The 17,056-nt window shown below is 36.3% G+C and carries 18 protein-coding genes; 13 read left to right on the forward strand and 5 right to left on the reverse strand.

Annotated features, from left to right (window positions below):
* The first annotated feature begins 13 nt into the window (after positions 1-13).
* From AAGR14_RS14150 to AAGR14_RS14175, 6 genes are all read left to right on the forward strand, one after another.
* The gene (locus tag AAGR14_RS14150) at positions 14-1,855 is read left to right on the forward strand and encodes a hypothetical protein (RefSeq protein ID WP_342644876.1); all 1,842 of its coding nucleotides are present in this window, start codon (positions 14-16) and stop codon (positions 1,853-1,855) included.
* Between the two features lie 88 nt (positions 1,856-1,943).
* Positions 1,944-2,276, forward strand: a complete 333-nt coding sequence (locus AAGR14_RS14155; RefSeq protein WP_342644877.1) for a hypothetical protein — start codon at positions 1,944-1,946, stop codon at positions 2,274-2,276.
* Positions 2,277-2,516: 240 nt separating this feature from the next.
* A complete protein-coding gene (locus tag AAGR14_RS14160; RefSeq protein WP_342644878.1) occupies positions 2,517-3,737 on the forward strand; it encodes a hypothetical protein in 1,221 nt (406 codons plus the stop codon).
* A 646-nt stretch (positions 3,738-4,383) separates the two neighbouring features.
* Positions 4,384-4,746: a hypothetical protein gene (locus AAGR14_RS14165; protein ID WP_342644879.1), complete on the forward strand. Its 363-nt coding sequence runs from the start codon at positions 4,384-4,386 to the stop codon at positions 4,744-4,746.
* A 256-nt stretch (positions 4,747-5,002) separates the two neighbouring features.
* Positions 5,003-5,509: a hypothetical protein gene (locus tag AAGR14_RS14170; RefSeq protein ID WP_342644880.1), complete on the forward strand. Its 507-nt coding sequence runs from the start codon at positions 5,003-5,005 to the stop codon at positions 5,507-5,509.
* Between the two features lie 82 nt (positions 5,510-5,591).
* Positions 5,592-6,107, forward strand: a complete 516-nt coding sequence (locus AAGR14_RS14175; protein ID WP_342644881.1) for a hypothetical protein — start codon at positions 5,592-5,594, stop codon at positions 6,105-6,107.
* A 26-nt stretch (positions 6,108-6,133) separates the two neighbouring features.
* Here the strand turns inward: AAGR14_RS14175 and AAGR14_RS14180 are convergent, their stop codons facing one another.
* On the reverse strand, positions 6,134-6,379 hold the full coding sequence (locus AAGR14_RS14180; protein ID WP_342644882.1) for a helix-turn-helix transcriptional regulator: 246 nt from the start codon (positions 6,377-6,379) through the stop codon (positions 6,134-6,136).
* Between the two features lie 140 nt (positions 6,380-6,519).
* Between AAGR14_RS14180 and AAGR14_RS14185 the strand changes: the two genes are divergently transcribed.
* Complete coding sequence (locus tag AAGR14_RS14185; RefSeq protein ID WP_342644883.1) at positions 6,520-6,711, forward strand: hypothetical protein; 192 nt, start codon at positions 6,520-6,522, stop codon at positions 6,709-6,711.
* An 82-nt stretch (positions 6,712-6,793) separates the two neighbouring features.
* Here AAGR14_RS14185 and AAGR14_RS14190 read toward each other — a convergent pair whose 3' ends face one another.
* A complete protein-coding gene (locus tag AAGR14_RS14190) occupies positions 6,794-8,089 on the reverse strand; it encodes a hypothetical protein (RefSeq protein ID WP_342644884.1) in 1,296 nt (431 codons plus the stop codon).
* A gap of 772 nt (positions 8,090-8,861) precedes the next feature.
* Here AAGR14_RS14190 and AAGR14_RS14195 point away from each other — a divergent pair.
* Both AAGR14_RS14195 and AAGR14_RS14200 read left to right on the forward strand, forming a co-directional pair.
* A complete protein-coding gene (locus AAGR14_RS14195; RefSeq protein WP_342644885.1) occupies positions 8,862-9,518 on the forward strand; it encodes a hypothetical protein in 657 nt (218 codons plus the stop codon).
* Positions 9,519-9,666: 148 nt separating this feature from the next.
* The gene (locus AAGR14_RS14200) at positions 9,667-10,401 is read left to right on the forward strand and encodes a hypothetical protein (RefSeq protein ID WP_342644886.1); all 735 of its coding nucleotides are present in this window, start codon (positions 9,667-9,669) and stop codon (positions 10,399-10,401) included.
* A gap of 215 nt (positions 10,402-10,616) precedes the next feature.
* Here the strand turns inward: AAGR14_RS14200 and AAGR14_RS14205 are convergent, their stop codons facing one another.
* The 3 genes from AAGR14_RS14205 to AAGR14_RS14215 are packed head-to-tail and all read right to left on the reverse strand — an operon-like array spanning position 10,617 to position 13,582.
* A complete protein-coding gene (locus AAGR14_RS14205) occupies positions 10,617-10,988 on the reverse strand; it encodes a hypothetical protein (protein WP_342644887.1) in 372 nt (123 codons plus the stop codon).
* Positions 10,966-12,498, reverse strand: a complete 1,533-nt coding sequence (locus tag AAGR14_RS14210) for a PIN domain-containing protein (protein WP_342644888.1) — start codon at positions 12,496-12,498, stop codon at positions 10,966-10,968. The genes AAGR14_RS14205 and AAGR14_RS14210 overlap by 23 nt, the downstream gene beginning before the upstream one ends.
* A 10-nt stretch (positions 12,499-12,508) precedes the next feature.
* Complete coding sequence (locus tag AAGR14_RS14215) at positions 12,509-13,582, reverse strand: hypothetical protein (protein WP_342644889.1); 1,074 nt, start codon at positions 13,580-13,582, stop codon at positions 12,509-12,511.
* 260 nt (positions 13,583-13,842) lie between these two features.
* Between AAGR14_RS14215 and AAGR14_RS14220 the strand changes: the two genes are divergently transcribed.
* From AAGR14_RS14220 to AAGR14_RS14235, 4 genes are all read left to right on the forward strand, one after another.
* Entirely contained in the window at positions 13,843-14,430 is a 588-nt protein-coding gene (locus tag AAGR14_RS14220; protein WP_342644890.1) for an N-6 DNA methylase, read from the forward strand.
* A 210-nt stretch (positions 14,431-14,640) separates the two neighbouring features.
* On the forward strand, positions 14,641-15,165 hold the full coding sequence (locus AAGR14_RS14225; RefSeq protein ID WP_342644891.1) for a hypothetical protein: 525 nt from the start codon (positions 14,641-14,643) through the stop codon (positions 15,163-15,165).
* A 425-nt stretch (positions 15,166-15,590) separates the two neighbouring features.
* Entirely contained in the window at positions 15,591-16,637 is a 1,047-nt protein-coding gene (locus AAGR14_RS14230; RefSeq protein ID WP_342644892.1) for an HNH endonuclease domain-containing protein, read from the forward strand.
* A gap of 127 nt (positions 16,638-16,764) precedes the next feature.
* Complete coding sequence (locus AAGR14_RS14235; protein ID WP_342644893.1) at positions 16,765-16,995, forward strand: DUF2188 domain-containing protein; 231 nt, start codon at positions 16,765-16,767, stop codon at positions 16,993-16,995.
* Positions 16,996-17,056 lie beyond the last annotated feature (61 nt).

Here is a 17,056-nt window from a genome sequence, read left to right on the forward strand (position 1 = left end):
ATTGCTATTTAAAATGAAGCAACTAAAAGATAAAACATACAGTATCCGAGAAAACCAGTGGATCAAGGATGTTCTCAAAACAATACCAACGAACATTATTCTTTGGAAGAAATTGTGCGGAATCGGTGCTACGGCACTTGAGTTAGATACATCTCGCCATAGTATTGTTGCAGAAGCCAATGTGCCGGTTATAAAGGGGAAATGTAAAAAATACAACACCACACGTGCTAAGAAAATACTAGGTGTCTATGAGGGTGTAACCGTCGACGAAATCATTGAGTATTTGGAATCGCCCGTACAATGGAAAAAGATTTTAGTTACGCCTGAATCATTCGGAAAGGTTAAAGATGCAATGCAAGAATTGGGTATCGATATGTATGGTACATATTTCCTCTTGATTGATGAATGTGAACGTACTATTCAAGACATAGGTTACCGGGCAAACATTACCTTACCTATGAAAGACTTCTTTACTTTTAAAGGTAAAGCCTTCATTTCAGCAACACCCATTATTCCCAGCGATCCGCGCTTTGCTCAATATAAGTTCTCGAACGTTTACATCGAACCAGCCAAGGACTACGATTACAAGCAGAAGCTTCATGTTATTGAAACCAATAATGTCATGCTGTCACTTAAAAAGTTTATAACCGAGAATAAGCGTAAACAGTATTTCGTGTTTTTTAACTCTACAGATACCATTGCGCACTTTCTTAATGAGCTGGAAGTGAAGGACCAAAGCGCCATCTTTTGTGCGAAGGAAAGCATGCAGAAATTAAAGGTGAACAACTTCACGCATGTGTCTACCTCGTTGGGCGAATTTAGGATATACAACTGGATGACTAGTCGATTCTTCTCTGCCGTGGACATTGACGGTATTGTTGACCCAACGATTATTATGATAACCGACCTGATTTCTGCTCAGCATTCCATGATAGATCCACTAAGTGAAGCGATTCAGATTGTTGGAAGGTTTAGAAAACCTAAGGTTGGACAGATAAAGAAGGAAGTCGTTCACATTACTAACTTTTTGCCTGGCCTTATTTCAATGAGCGAATTAGAAGTGCTGGAATATATTAACGAATGCCAGATAGTATACAGAGTACTGAAACGATATTTGAAAGCATCTACTACCAGAGGCGCAGTTAGCACATTAAAAGAAATTCTTAAACGCATTGAGTTTGCCAAATACATCAATGAAGATGGCTCTCGCAATTATTTCATGCAGGATAACACTGTTTTTGAAGAAGAACTTAAGGGTTACTACCAGTGCCTACAAAATCTTTTAAATGCTTATGAAGAAAGCAAGCGATTTGTGGTAAGTCATCATTCCGAAGTATATGATATCACAGATAAAGAACGGGCTTTAAAGCAGAATACAACACCTTTAAAAACGGTTTATTCTGTATTGATGCCAATGCTTAAAGACATTTACGATTCAGAAAAAACCACCGTCTTTCAAAGAGAATTCCAAATGGCTTTTCTCCGCAAGGAATTTAAAAAGGTTGTGCAAGATTTTGACCGCTTAGGTTACGAGACAGTGAAAGCTTTAGACTTTAATCCTAAAAAAATTAAAGCAGCCGTCAAAGAGAAAGACAAGTCTGAGCAGGAAAGCAACTTCGGGTTAATGCAATACATTGAAGAAGCATTTAAAGAAGGTGAATTATGTTCCTCACAAAAAATTACAGCACGTTTAACTCATGGAATACGAGAGAACAAACTTCCAATGCTGAAGCCTAATGTGAAACTTTTAAAAAAATATTGCCAATTATCAGAACGAATGTGGATTGGTAAAAACGGTGACAAAGACGTCATGGGCTACCGAGTGCTTAAAATATATGACAAATTAAAAAATTAAGATACAGCTACACTTCAGAAAGAAAAGGTGGTTTTATATCCCCTTTAACCAAAGTGTAGGTAATATTTAAAATTAGAATTAATTTAAAATGAATAGCAAGAAACAAAAAACAACCAAGAATAATACATCTTATTTTCTTGAAGATTGCCATAAAGTAAAATTAGCACATCCAAATACAAATCAGTGTCCCACTGATTCAGAAATTACAAGTCTAAAGGTTGGGGATCTAGTCAAACTAGTGTTTAATCAAGTTACTAATGAAGATGGAACACTGGTCGAAAGAATGTGGGTTAAGATAAAAACGATTAATGAAGACGGTTCATACTCTGGCATATTAGATTTTAACCCGTTAGTTATCGGAGAACTTAAACGTGGGTGTGAAATAACGTTCAGAAAAGAAAATATAGCTATCATATACTGAGCCTTTGCTTATTATATGCGAAACCAGCCTCAGTGCTGGTTTTTTTATTGCAATGAGCTGCAGTTAGTAGAAAATGCTTGTAAGCAACTGCTATTGCATGATTTAGAGCTAAACTGATTGTTTTGCTTAAATAAATGCCTAAACAGTCGTTTAGCAACAGCGAAGGTCGAACTGTTAATATTTATTGACCTTAATAAGTTTTATTAATTTAGTGATTGATTTAAATCTTATAAACAATAGATGAGAGCGTTCAATGAAATAAGTACTTCCAATGCATTTGACCAATTTAGAAAACAAATAACAGATAGAATTGCATCTGAATCTAAAGAATATATACTCAGTGTTGACGAGATTGAATACAAAAACTTCTTGTACAAAAAGTATTATTTAGAACCTTTAGTAGTTCACTTCGATCAAGAGCAACGCCAACAGCCGATTAAAAGCAAAGAGTATCGAGAGGATTCGTTTAGACGTGTAAGGTATGAAGTGGATGCATATAATTTTACTGTCAAGTACCCTTTTTCAGGATCAGCAATAATCTTTCGCTTCCATCCTTCAACTTGGAGCATGACCTCTTACGACATACATATCGATGAATCTCGTAGTATTGTTTCCTTAACATTTAAGATATACAGACAAAGTGCTGAGGATTTTAACCAAGAGTTAGCATCAGCAAAGGGAAGTGCTTTTGCGAATATCGATAATGCAAACAGCGATGTCAATCAATGGAATAATTCACTTAAACCATTCATAGAAACTAATTTCAATAATCATAAAAGTAAGTTACTACAGGAGAATGACTTCTTTGCTGCTATCAATATTCCAATTGACAAATCAACTCAAGCCATTTTCACTGCTCCAACTGTAACTAAAAAGGATATACCGCAGCCCAGGGCAAGCAAAAGTCGAGAGTTTTCTAATGAACCAGTAATGAGTAAAGCCATGTATGACGATGTGCTAAAAGTTATCTACGACAGTGGCAAGGGTATGGAAAGGAAACCGTCCCTATACATGGGAAAAGACGAAGAAGGGTTAAGAGATCAATTTTTGTTTGTACTTGAAACAAGGTACGATGGTATTGCAGCTTCAGGAGAAACATTCAACCGAAGTGGGAAAACAGACATATTGTTAAGGTATGCGACAGATGGATCTAATCTATTCGTTGCAGAATGTAAGTTCTGGCATGGTCAGAATGGCTATATAGAAACAATCAACCAGTTGTTTGACCGTTATTTAACCTGGCGTGACTCTAAGGTAGCTATTATGATGTTTGTTAAGAATAAAGATTTCACCAGCGTTATAAACAACATTGCCAACGTAACAAGGACACATCCATATTTTGTTCAAGATGTTGGACGTCGTGGCGACACATCATTCAGTTATATCTTCACTTTACCTCAAGACCCAAAGAAGAATGTTTACTTGGAAGTGATGGCATTCCACTATGACAAAGCAGAGTAACATTCCACTTTCCAATAAATTCAAGAAGCTTACTCTCTTAAGAGAACCTACAAGAACTCCTAACTTTTTGGAAACATAGGTTTACTTCTAAAGGTAAGAACGCCTCAATCGAATAGCTTTATAAGTCAACTTTGTGAATTGAATCTGTTGAGCGCTCACACCAACATATACCCTACTTTACATTCGACCCCTCCGGCATCTAATTTTCAAAGGCAACAGTATATACCTTAATGCCTTTGGATAGATTTTCCCAATTTGTTGTTTGTGTTTCGACCACCACAGCAGGTCTGATCAAGCGCCCTCCTATGTTGCGAGTGGAAAGCAAATAATATACGTTAGGCACTCACTGCACCTGTTTCCCGAAACGTAAAAACCCGTTTCTACACAAACCCTTCTAATCCTACTAAAAGTACTCTAAGAGAAGTGCCCGATTGATTTGCTTTTCAACATAACTCACTGTCCAATCACTCACCACTAACCTAATCAAAATATGGAATTCGATCCCGTAAGGCTCAATCCTCCACAGCCCGTGGAACCACAAGCACCATCCAGAGAATGGCCCAAACGCAAACGCTGGAAGGTTGCAAAGCGCACTACAATGGGCAAGCACAATGCTATAAGCAATATGCTCATTGAAGACCATTTTATGAGAGTTCGCAAAGCAGTCAGGCTCCTTTACGCTCAGCATAGCGAGTACTTTTATGATAATGACCAAAGAGAAGACCTCTCGGAATCTACCGTGTCTATGCATAGCCTGGCTTGCAGCACCTTCTACATGATACTGGACTGCAACTACTGCGACGAGTACGTTGTGGAGTATGATATCGAAAGCAGTCCGTTTAAGGATGAAATTGCCCGACTCATCAGCAGAGGTCCAATGTACAGTATTGGAAAACAGGTAACGCATGAATCGACTATGGAAGCGCATTTTCAATATATGCGCACATACCACAATGACAACCCGAAACACTTTTCCTATCTCAACATCGAAATAGAGCAACAAGATTAATCAACTCACACAATCACACACAACTAAGCCTGATAGCACACCACTGTCAGGCTTTCTTATTTTAAAAGTAAACCACATGAAAGCAAATTCACCTAATCACACACCATCAGATTCACTTATGTTGACTTATAACAAGTCAGTCAAACAAACCTAGAAACCAGCTTCTAGGAAATCTTATGACACCCCGTTCTACTAACAGGTATTGACACTCTGTTGGTGCCTTAACTATCCATTCACTTACTTAATCAACTTACTTATGAATCAATCAACAGCTATCAGCAGTATGGAGCAGTCATGCCTGCCCCTTAGATTTTCACCGAATGCCGCTAAGATGCAAAAGTGTTGGAAGCTTGCCCAGCTTCGTGTCTGGGATCAAAAGCAACTGGCCCGAAACAACTTTATCGATAGTGAATACACGCTTATTCTCATTGAGATAAAAAAACTATTTGCAAAGGAAGCACCCTTGGTATTTGAACGTGACTATCGTGAGGACAAGACCGCATCCGCACAGGCTATGCACTGCTTTGTTACACCATCGTTTTACTTCTACCTGGAATGTGATTTGGCATTCAACTATAGGGTTGAATATGCCTTCGGCTACTGCAGACTAAATGACGACATTCTAACGCAGCTCAACAGCCTCGCTTTGGATGATTGCCTGTTTGAAGTACCCTTACCATTACCGTTCTACTTATTTTATAGAATGGTGCAGCATGCACAGCCCGTTGAGTACTTCTACACGCTCGAAGGTCGGCAGCACTAACAAATCTTACAAACACCCAAAGCCCGGTTAATGAAAGCCGGGCTTTTCTTTTATCCACTTACTCAACTTACCCCATACACACATGAAAACACCAAAAAACAATGTTGAGCAAACTGCTCAACCAAATCAACAGCAAGAGTTCAACGACTCGATTAAGCAGTCTTACTTTGCTATTCTCAAACATGCTAAACAGCTTCTATCATCACTTAAAGAAGAGCCGATGCGCTATACGTTATCCAGGCAAGATAAGCCCGCAAACGGAGGTTACATTGTCCATGAACTGGTTTCACCTTTACTTTACTTAAGGCTTGAATGCCATCCAGAGGGTAATTATTCTATCCGCTATGGCTGCGAAATGTCTCCACTGCTAAATCAATACCATTCGGTAACCAATAGCTTTATCAGGTTAGTTTATAAGCTCACTATGGCTGATGCAACGCCTGTTGACATTGAACATGCTGTTAAGACAGACTTTGTCATTACCGAGTGCTTAGAGCTGTACGAATACATCGAAGAACGATGGAAGAGCAATCATGACTTTAAGCTATTGCCTTATAAGTCAAAAGCAGTGAAAAGAAACTTAAGGAAAGTAGCGTAATCGCATCAATAGGAATCTTCGGGTTCCTATTGGTTAAAAGGCTTGTCAGGCATGAAGTCTTTGATAGAACACCCAAGGATGATTGCTAACTTATTCAGATGGTTTAAATTGTATTTGGTTGGAGAGTTAGAACTTTCAGCTTGACCGATGAAACCATTAGAAACGTCTAACCTCAAAGCCAGCTCAGATTGAGAAAGATTTGCTTGCTCTCGTTTCTCCTTCACTTTAGCAATTACATAGGCTTCTATATCTGATTTATGGTTAACCGCCATCAGATACGAAAGAATTAAAACATTCTCCGTTATTTACTTAGTTATAACTAAGTATTTATAAATTTGTAATGCAGCCTTGTCCATTGCATTATTGTAAACCCAACCGATGTTGGACTCTCGGTATTCAACACCTTTACCCAATGTCTAAAAATGCCAGAGGCTGGCTGCTGTATGCCTTTTTAATGATTTTATTGTATGCCGGTATATCATTCACTCAACTTAATTCAGATTTTACGATATGGAACACTACTGCACGAACAGTTTTAATAGTAGGTGCTGTAATATTATACTTTGGCGCTATGTTTTTAGCGGATCCACCTGAAATGAAATAATAATTGTGGATTATAAAATCTCAATTTCAGCGCTGTACTTATTAGGTAAGCGCTGCAATTCAATCAATAATTATATGCCGACTTAGGTATTTAAAAGGCCATCTGGAATATCTAAATTCTCAATAACGTCTTCTCTATCACAATTCTTAATGAAGAAATAAAACGTTGAATCAATTATTTTAACCGAGTTAGTACTGTTGTCAAAATCAAAAATTGGAGGCGAAATATTTTTTGAAATTTGACTTGACACCAAATTTTTTAGGAAATAACCCATGTCAGATGGTCGAACATCATCTGGTCTGTGATGGATTTCTTTTATTTTCTCCTGTAAAGGTTTTCTTTTTAAACCTTGAATGATAATATCAATCGGCTCCTGGAAAAGTACTTTCACAAAATAGAAAGGTACATAAAGAGGAACATCTTGTGAACTTCGAGCTCTTTGCTCAATAAAACTTTCTAAACATCTTGTATGCCGACTTGAATAATCTTCAAGCTTCTTCTTAATTGCAGTATCAACATTTTCTATAGTAATTTCTCGGGCATCTTGTTGAGTATCATGATAACCAGCAGCATAACAAGACTCCTTGCAAATTTCTTGAAAAACACCTACACTATCGAAACAACTCTCGATTATATAATCAACAACGTTATTAAAGCTTACATTTAGTAAAGGCAATCCTTGCTCAACTATTTTGATAAGATCCGTTTTTTCCCATGGTTCCACAGGAACTTCGATCACTCGATCTACAAGATCTCCGTTAAATTGAGACAATCGATTTTTTTCTCGCCAAATGCCAAGGATAATAAATAGTATATTGTAATCTTCAAATATCCTCAAATCAATAGATAACTGCTTTTGAACATCTTCGGTTAGATAATGGAAGTTTTCTAATATTACTCGTTTTTGAAAATTTACGTTTTTTAACAGCTCCGAAAGGTCTTGCGCCAAAGCTAAATTGTAATCAACCGTCTTATATTTTTTTCCAGTTTCTCGTTCTCCAGTCGCAGCGGCTTCAGTCTCGGCATCAGCACCTCCAAAAAAAGGGAAACGAACTTTCGCTTTTAAACCAACTTTAACTTCACCACCCATCGTTGTCGTAATTTCAGTTGATTCAATTATTTCAACATTCAATTGACGTACAATTGAATTATAAATATCTAACGTAGTAGCCGTCGGAGAACAATTAACTTTTATAAAATCTGTATCTCTCAGATGTTTATTAGTTAATGATGTTTTACCTTGTTTAGAAGCACCATAGATAATTATATGTTTATTCTTTTGCAAACCACTAAGAAATGCCTCATCAACATTGTTACGTTCGATATAAGTATCAACTAAATCATTTGACACACCATATACCTGATTAGTTAATCTCATAAAACTTACTTTAAAATTCGAAAATCTGAACTTTTAAAAGTAAAAATAAGATATAAATAAATGGTGTCCAGCACACAAAATTTGAAGTCAATTATTTCAATTACTCAATGTGACTCTTTTCATAAGCCATTACTTGCCTTCCCCGCTGAGGGTTGCTTAAGACGGGATAAGGCAATCTCTGCTTATTCCTGCTTCGTTAAGGCCACCCACACAGTCCACGCAGGAAATTAGGTATTCCGCATCACCTAAGCTTATCAAAGTAGTCGCCAGATGTCGTTACGTTCAACAAGCCTGCCGGCACGTTTCACTCCACTGCTCCACCGCACTCAATGTCGCACATTTTTATTTCTATTCCTTTACACTAATACTACCCACAAATAAAATGTGCAGTCATCCTTAACCCTACGCTTCTGCAATCTGTCACCTGCTTTGAATTAAGCAAAGGTGTTGCTTCATGAAACCTTTATCTGCCTTTGGTCACATTACGCTATCACTTTATTACAACCAAAGTCAATCGGTTTCCTTGTTAGGCTCGCCTGTTAGTCGTTCGAGCTTCCCAATTGTCACAGCTTTTGAAATATCAACATAAAGTCCACTGGTCAAAAGCAGCGCCTAGCGCTTGCTCAAGCACATTTATATAACCATAACAAACTACTATTCACACTCAACACCTCATTACAGTCGCATACAGCTATGGATATATTTTATATTTCCGATTATGGGTTATATTTAGCCTTATAATTTTGTATATCGTATCATAAAGTTATAAGCCATGAATCCAATGGAAAGAATATTTGGCAATCACGCCATTTACAAAGCAGCATTACCCACATTCGCACTATTTTTAATGCTAGCCAGTATTTTATTTCCAGCAGTCAATAATTCAATGAAATTGGAAAATCCGACTGCTTCGCAATTATTAATCACTATATGCGTATCTCTTTTCGCCAGCGTTATATACTTATGGATCCTAGATGCAACGGGCATTTTACCATTCAAAAATGAATGGATTAGTAAATCGGTTTATGGTGCAGCAATCGTATCAATACTAGGAACTAGTGTTGGAGTTTATAAAGATTACTTTCAAAGTGATAAGTATCCAATGAGAGGAAGGTGGAATATTTCGATATCAGTCAAGAACAAACAGTTAGCTGATAACGAATTAAATCTCAGTTACAGTGAAAGTTCCAAGGCTTATTATGGATACTCTAATATAAACACTGTTGCTTATAGAGATAGTGTAAACGGCATTATTGCTGTTGAAATTAAAAAGCTTTCACTTAATTTTAAAACCATTCACTTAGTATGCTATAATAAAGACGGAAACAAAACTGTATACAATAATGCTTTGTCTATGACGGTAATGGAAAACCAAATAACATGTGAACTTGACTCTGTAACAGAATTGGCTTTTATAAGACCGAACTAAATTATATAAACCATAAAGTCGATTGATATGTTCATTGTAGTTAAAGCATGCTATGTGGACTGACATGGATTAATGCAGCGAAAATAATTCAATTTGCTCCATTTGCATAGTATCTATTTGCGGTGTTTAAAATTGTCTACTTTACCTTATGAATCACCTTATTGATATGGCAACTTCGATAGAAGCGGACGTTGCAAAAGAAAATTTAAAAGAGCTTATCGCTGAAAGGGCGGATGATATTTTAGAACAAATAACTGGCATGACTCCGGGACTCTCTATAGTCGCAAAGTTAGGCAAGATTTATGGAAGTGTACGAGATTACCATCTCATCGAAAAATGCGTAGCTTTCTTAACCAACCTGAGTTCTTTAAGTTACGATGAGCGAAAAAACTTAGTATATAAAATCAACAACGACCCAATTTACGGGCAGAAATTTGGAAAGTTTATAGTCTTAGCTATTGACAGATTAGAATACGCTGAAAAAGCCGTATATCTAGCTCGCGCATGTAAATTCTATGAAAGGGCGGACATCTCAAAAGATTTATTTATAAGAATTAAAGGTATATTAGAGAAAATCGAGCTATGTGATTTACAGGCTCTAAGCTACAACGACAAACATGGATATCACGGATTTCCAAGCAGGTTCAACTTCCCGAGATTGTACCAATTTCAGTCACTTGATTTAGTCATTTTTGAACACACAGTTGCGGATTTCAAGGCATATGAGTCTTCCTATATTAGCGGAAACCGCTTGGGTACATCAAGGCCAAGTGAACCTAAGCTTACTAACCTTGGAAAGATTATAATTCATATAATTAATGATATACCGCTAAATAGGTGGCTAAAAGGTGTATCTGACCAAAATATTAACTCATCAATTTAACATACCTATAAATAGTTAAAATTTTTCGAATAGATCTATAGAATCCATAACATATTTGAAAATGTCATGTTAATTCTCAATCAAAACACCTTAGCGGTTATATAATCCAATCTATTAATCTATTAATAGGTAATTATTTGATCCCTCTAATTAAGCATAAATATTTATGGTGGTCATTCGAACTAAACATATACAAACGAGCAGTCTGATAAGCGTTATTCAGTCAAATAAAGAAAAGATTGAGGTGGGGACAACTTGTAGTCATCTTTTAAACAAAGCGGTTTCTCATACCTCTTAGTGCTTTTTATTTTGATAGCAAACCCATGTTGTTTATTGACAAAGTATTGAAAAAAAAATGCCTTGTCTACACCTGCATGTGCTTCTGTTTTTTCCCAAAGCGATTGTAGGTTTTCATTTAATATTGTTTCTATTTCAAACTCCCCTATTACTTTCTGTAGCGGCGATGATGCGTAGACAACTATTGTATTGACTTTCTCTTTAAATATCGACCTTCTAAATTCATATTTCTTAACTCCGTCAAATATTAAGTTTGCATAATGTGGTTTAATAGACAATAATACTTTCATCAGTATCCGTTTCTTTTACAATGTAATCAAACTGTTGTTGCGAAATCTTTTTTAATCCTCTTAGCTCGTTCTCGCTTCCCATAAGAATTCCAGCGTCTAAAAGCTTTTGTCGATTGATTCTTCTTCCTATTTTGAACGAGTAAACATATAAAAAGTTAATAATAAATGGCCGGGAATTAAGTTTAAAATTCCAATACTTTTTCAATTCTTCATCAGTAAATACACTGCGCTTTCTACATTTAACAATGAACTCTGACTCATTTTCTATATTATCGATTTTATCCTCGGCAATTGCGATAGTAGTAATCACGCTCGTATAGTATGCGCTTCTACCTTTCTCCGCTGTCCTATAGAAAATCATTATATCGCCTTTTTTAACATTCCTTTCAACAGACCTAGAAATATATACCTTGCTTATTGCGTTTCTATGAGGCTCATGCTCAATGTAATCTTTCGGCGATTCGTTATTCAAAATTGAATCTGGAAGCAATTCAGTATGATAATCAGGATAGATTGGCACCAAAAAAACATTTGTTTTACTTGAGACGAATGGATATGTTATCTTAGGGTGCTTAAAGTCAAAAGTTGGAGTAAAAGATCGTATGTACACTCTTTCATCGCCTCTTGAAGAGTGTTTAACACCATAGTAGGCAAATCCCCATTCTTCTAATAAGTTAATCAACCTTTTCTGTTCATCTCTTTTATCATAAATTGTTACATATATTTCCTCTACATGATTCAATAAGGCGTTATCAAATATGATTTTCAAAAAGCGCTCTCCAAGTCGAAGCCCATTACTTACAACTTTGAAAGTTCCAATTTTTAAGCGCTTCTTTGGTTTAAATACTGGTGTGATATCGTAGTAATTTTCATTTCTGCCTTCTACTTTAATGAAGAGAAATGACAATATACTTCTTTCATTGAAAGTGACATACGCAATTTCATTTGCCTTTTTGTTAAACCAATAATCAAAGCCTTCGTAATCTTCCCTAAATGTATCAAAGAATGGATCTTTCAAATTTAATTCTCCAAAATATTTCTTTGTTACACCTAGAACTTTATAGTTTACTAGTTCGGGAAATTCAGCTACTGTTTTTTCGAGAAATGAGTTTATCGTAAACACCTTTTCACTTATACCTAATAAGGATGCTTTCTTGTGAATTTTTTTATCTTCTGATATTAATAAATCAACACGATTACAGTAAACCTCATTTAATAGCGCTGAATCATTTCTATCGTTTTCATTTACATCTACTTTTGCTGACAGAGTTGCTAGTTCACCAGATATTTGAGCTATCGTTTGGAGCTCTTCATAGCTATCAAGTTTGATATTAAAGGTGTTTACAGTAACCTTATTGGGATTTTTGTTTATTTCTTGAATTGTGATCGGATGAATACATTTTTCATATTTGGCTTTGTCTAGCCATTTAAATAGTATTCCTATGTCTTGATTGAACACTCTTCCGGCTTCGCGGTGAATGATGATATTAGTATCTAACAATGCTTTCATTGCTTAAGCTTTACATTAGAGATTGATACCAACTTTTCAAAATAGTTAGTAAGTAATAACGGAGGAACAATATTAAAGTCAAAAGAATGATTCCAAATCCGATATATATTTCAGACGGTAAATTTGTCCAAACATCATAAAGCGTTAACTCTGGTTTGAAACTTTTTCTGTACGCGGGAATAAATAAAAAGATACCACTTACGAAGCTCACTAATGTTGCTAATGCAAACTGTCCTGCGCCTATACGCTCTTTCGCGTAGATATTGAAAAAAGAAAATGGCTTTCCTTTAGATCTTTTATTAAAAACAACAAGAAGTTCATCCTTTTTAATACGACTATCATTTAAATAAGACTTAAATGCTTCGTATTCGAGAGTCCTTACACTCTGAAGTGAAGAGTTGTCAAAGAAAACTAAATCATAACTATTAGGAACGATATTAAAGCAGAAGCATGTATTAACGACACATAATTCATTTTTTTCAATTTCATCTATCAACTCTTCTGGTATGTTACGCCGTTCATTTACCTTTATGTCGTAAAGGATTGTTGATTTAGTAATCCCATTTCTAATCGTTGCAATCACCGGATTCCTCGGTTTAACTGCAAAGCGGAAGTAAAGGTTGGGCTTCTTAACGTTTTCATCTTTCGCCACAAGTTTTTTTATCTGATCTAAGTATCTAGAAAGGTCTAGCCCAACGTTGATTTTTTTCAATATAGAATTCACTTCAATTTCAATGGGATGAATGCAAAGTTGGTTTCGGCTTTTGAATTCATGAATAACTCCCTTGAGATTTCTACCTCCATCTAATGATACCGTATGCGTAATTGAATCATTAAAGATAAAGCGGCTATTATTTGAGGTGCTTAGCTTTAAATAAAAATCCTCTACAATACAGTCATTATTCAACCAAGGAATAAATATATTGAGGAGGATGTTCTTTTTATCTTCAATGGAACTGAAATCGATCTCAAACCCAAACTCAATCAAAGAAGTTTCATCCTTAAACTCCCAAGTACAAATATGAAGTCGTTCGATTAAAATTTTATTTTCTGGTTCAGCGTAAACAAAATAGGAGTTATCCATTCTTAATCGTGATTTAAATTTAGTTGTCATTAAACCTACTGAGATAAAATAGGATAAGCAAGGAATCGACTATTTTCATTCTTTGCCCAAAGTTAGATAAGTCAGCCGCACACAGTTTCAGCTAACTTCAAGGTAGGATCTAGTAATTGGACATCCCTGTCAGGAGCCTCCGCAATTACTCAATCTCCACCTTGCCTTTAGTGCGTCTGTTCAGAAGTGAGTCTGCTTCGAGAATTCACTCGAATATAAAATTTTCTGCTATGACAGAGATTACACAGCTATTGACTGCTTTTGAATGTTTTGCTTATGGACAATCATTGCACACTGCATTTACTGACTTATTAGATTGGACACTTTTACCTTTTAAAAGGTACGCTGATAAGTTGGAGCAACAAAAAGCACTCGACACCTACCGCAATCATCCTAAAGTCAAACAGCTGGTTGAACTTATAACGATTATAGGTGAACTGTCGGAAGATATACACGACCCATTAGGCGAATTGTACATGAACGCAATAAGCAACGGGCACAACGGTCAGTACTTTACTCCCGAACCAATTTGTGATATGATGGCTGCAATGCAGGTCGATGTTGATATAGAAGACGGTAAGAAAGTTCTCGACCCTGCTTGTGGTAGTGGCAGAATGTTACTTGCAGTTGCTAAACTTAACCGCAGTTGCTTGCTATACGGTGCAGACCTGGATATTACTTACTGTAACATGGCGTTGGTCAACATGCTGCTTAATTCTTTACAAGGTGAGATAGCACATATGAACAGTATCAGTAATGAGTTTTACACCGGTTACAAAGTCGATACCGTACTTTTTGATGGGTGCTACTATCCGTAATACAACGAGTTTACAGACTCATCTAAAAGCTGCATGTATTCAAAACCTGTTAAGGAAACAGCATCTAAGTTTGATAAACCTTTTGAACCAGTTAGTGCTAAGCAACCAATCAATGGTATTCAGGGTAGCCTCTTTTAAGAAGACTGCTATAATAGATCCTTTTTATTTAAAAATTATTATCCTTAAATATCAGATTTGTATCTTAAGCCTATGTTAAGTACCGACCTTCACCACAATAGAAAAAACTGGTTAGATAAGAGGAGATTTGTAGAGTTCTATTTTCATTGCTGCTTTGGTGAACTCCTGAGAGATACGAATGGCTGGGAAAGCGAATTGACAGGAAACGAAATAGTTGCCGTTTTCAATTATCTAAACATTGACTTTGACAGAGCGCTAGTGATAAAGGTCTATAATAATCATTTAGACCATTCGGTGGAAGTATTTCATAGTAAATCTGATGAGCAGGTATTTGCTTACTTTGATTTGCTCAAAGAACCAACAGATCAGAATGATATGTTCTTGCTAGGTATAAGATGCAATCTTGAGCAGGAACCAACTGTTCATGAGATGTTGCTGACAATATACAGGCAATTGAAAACAACATCCGCCTTTAGTTTTGATATGTGGAACAAGCAATTATATAATAAGGTATTTCACAGTAAGTTTTACTTTTACGAGCGAGATCAAGAGCTTTACAGAAGACAAATGCACCATCATGGATTAAACGCTAGCTAGCATCAATTCAAATACCTTCTTTAGAAGTCGCCTGCCTTTTAGTGTTTTTAAAGGCTAATCGCGAATACCAAGCTTTACAAGCCTACACTTCCTGAATTGACAATTTATATGCCTTAAGCCGAGCATGGCTCCTCAATGATTAACCATAAACTAATAGCAGTCATTGCTTAGTTTCCAAAAAATATCAACTTTTTGCAACTCTCCTTTTATAAGATACTTTTAAAGATTTTCTGGAAAATTGGTAATGTTTCGATCGCAGTAGCACATCCCATTCATTTGCACCTCTCACCTTTTAAAAGGTAGACTTGAATGTTTAACAGCTAAAACCTGCATATTACCTCACCTAAGGCTAAACAGTGATTTTTGCAGATATTGCAGCTAAAACACTAATTTTAGCAAGCTTTACGCCTTAAACCTATAAACAAGTGTCCTTACCTCAACACCCAGGCTTACCAGTAAACAAACTAGCTGCCTGCTTTAACAGCAAAGTAACTACCTATAAGTTTTATTGGTTCCTTTCCATATTACAAGCTGTCGAGCACCGTAAGTCTATCATCTATAAGCGGGAGCTATTTGCCGGCATGATATCTAATGCTTGGTACACAGTTAATTATTTTCATGTTTCGTTTGGGCATCAAGATCAGCTTCAAAGTGCAATTGAAACATTGTTAATGGAAGAAGTTCTTGGTGTAGATGAAAAGCAAATCGCTGTACTTGAAAGATTAGCAACAACAGAGAACCAAACATCCATTAGAAAGCTAAATCACTTTAATAAGCAAGTACCACATTGGTTTCTCAGCCCTTGGTTTCCAAATGCAGACCGCAAAGAGATTTATGAGCGTTCTAAAATTTTCGATAATGACTGCCTTTACTCATTAGAAAAGGATAGAATTATTGTAAACCCAAATTGGTTTGAGTACTTAATTTACAACGCAAGGGTATTGAAAGACTATTGTTATTGGAACTTAACATTATACTTACAAGACCGCAATCCAAACGTTCCAGATATAGCAGGTAAGCTCATCAAGCCGGCAATCCGTACCGGTCTTACAGGTCAACGAAAGAACTATTGGGATGTAGTTTTGAAAGAGGTAGGAACAGTGGATTGCATCTATACTGGTGAGAAGCTGAGCATTGGCAACTATGCGGTAGAACACTTCATACCTTTTGCCTTTGTTTCTCATGACCTGATTTGGAACCTCATACCTGCTGACAAATCTTTCAATTGTACTAAGAGTAATAAGCTGCCCAGCCTCGACACTTACTTTGAACCTTTTTACAAGTTACAAGCCACAGCTATAGAAGTAATGGAACAGGTAAACCCAAGGAATAAATATCTCGAAGACTACCTGACTATCTTACCTGAGTTGAGTCTAATTCAAACCGATGGCCAGTGGGCAAAGCAGCGATATAAGGAGCAACTTCAACCACTAATTACCATTGCTTCTAACAATGGGTTTAACTTTTTCTAGATCTTTAAACCTGCACCATATGGTTATGATGAACTATTATGTTAATAACTCAATTGTGTGTTTAAAACTTTGATTTGCAGTGTAGTAATGTAATTATTAACTTTATATATAACCAATAATTACAATTATGGCTAAGAGAGTAACATATCACGTGACAAAAACTGAAGACGGTTGGCAAGCGAAGAAAGAGGGTGGAGAGAGAGCTTCTGTGACTGGAAATACCAAACAAGAAGTTGTAGAACGTGCAATCGAAATCGCTAAGAACAAAGAAGTAAGTTCAGTAAGAATTCATAAGTCAGATGGTACAATCCAAGAAGAAAGAAGTTATGGAAGTGACCCTTTCCCACCAAAGGGATAATTAGAAACAAACGCCAAGCAGAAAACTTGGCGTTTGTTATTATACTATGTGTCATTGAACA

The organism is Mucilaginibacter sp. CSA2-8R (genome assembly GCF_038806765.1).
Lineage (GTDB): Bacteria > Bacteroidota > Bacteroidia > Sphingobacteriales > Sphingobacteriaceae > Mucilaginibacter.

Coding starts and splice junctions, on each gene's coding strand:
- AAGR14_RS14160 (WP_342644878.1), top strand. CDS start 2,517: ATGAGAGCGTTCAATGAAATAAGTACTTCCAATGCATTTGACCAATTT.
- AAGR14_RS14195 (WP_342644885.1), top strand. CDS start 8,862: ATGAATCCAATGGAAAGAATATTTGGCAATCACGCCATTTACAAAGCA.
- AAGR14_RS14210 (WP_342644888.1), bottom strand. CDS start 12,498: ATGAAAGCATTGTTAGATACTAATATCATCATTCACCGCGAAGCCGGA.
- AAGR14_RS14220 (WP_342644890.1), top strand. CDS start 13,843: ATGACAGAGATTACACAGCTATTGACTGCTTTTGAATGTTTTGCTTAT.
- AAGR14_RS14235 (WP_342644893.1), top strand. CDS start 16,765: ATGGCTAAGAGAGTAACATATCACGTGACAAAAACTGAAGACGGTTGG.
- AAGR14_RS14150 (WP_342644876.1), top strand. CDS start 14: ATGAAGCAACTAAAAGATAAAACATACAGTATCCGAGAAAACCAGTGG.
- AAGR14_RS14200 (WP_342644886.1), top strand. CDS start 9,667: ATGAATCACCTTATTGATATGGCAACTTCGATAGAAGCGGACGTTGCA.
- AAGR14_RS14190 (WP_342644884.1), bottom strand. CDS start 8,089: ATGAGATTAACTAATCAGGTATATGGTGTGTCAAATGATTTAGTTGAT.
- AAGR14_RS14185 (WP_342644883.1), top strand. CDS start 6,520: ATGTCTAAAAATGCCAGAGGCTGGCTGCTGTATGCCTTTTTAATGATT.
- AAGR14_RS14180 (WP_342644882.1), bottom strand. CDS start 6,379: ATGGCGGTTAACCATAAATCAGATATAGAAGCCTATGTAATTGCTAAA.
- AAGR14_RS14205 (WP_342644887.1), bottom strand. CDS start 10,988: ATGAAAGTATTATTGTCTATTAAACCACATTATGCAAACTTAATATTT.
- AAGR14_RS14155 (WP_342644877.1), top strand. CDS start 1,944: ATGAATAGCAAGAAACAAAAAACAACCAAGAATAATACATCTTATTTT.
- AAGR14_RS14225 (WP_342644891.1), top strand. CDS start 14,641: ATGTTAAGTACCGACCTTCACCACAATAGAAAAAACTGGTTAGATAAG.
- AAGR14_RS14170 (WP_342644880.1), top strand. CDS start 5,003: ATGAATCAATCAACAGCTATCAGCAGTATGGAGCAGTCATGCCTGCCC.
- AAGR14_RS14165 (WP_342644879.1), top strand. CDS start 4,384: ATGAGAGTTCGCAAAGCAGTCAGGCTCCTTTACGCTCAGCATAGCGAG.
- AAGR14_RS14175 (WP_342644881.1), top strand. CDS start 5,592: ATGAAAACACCAAAAAACAATGTTGAGCAAACTGCTCAACCAAATCAA.
- AAGR14_RS14215 (WP_342644889.1), bottom strand. CDS start 13,582: ATGGATAACTCCTATTTTGTTTACGCTGAACCAGAAAATAAAATTTTA.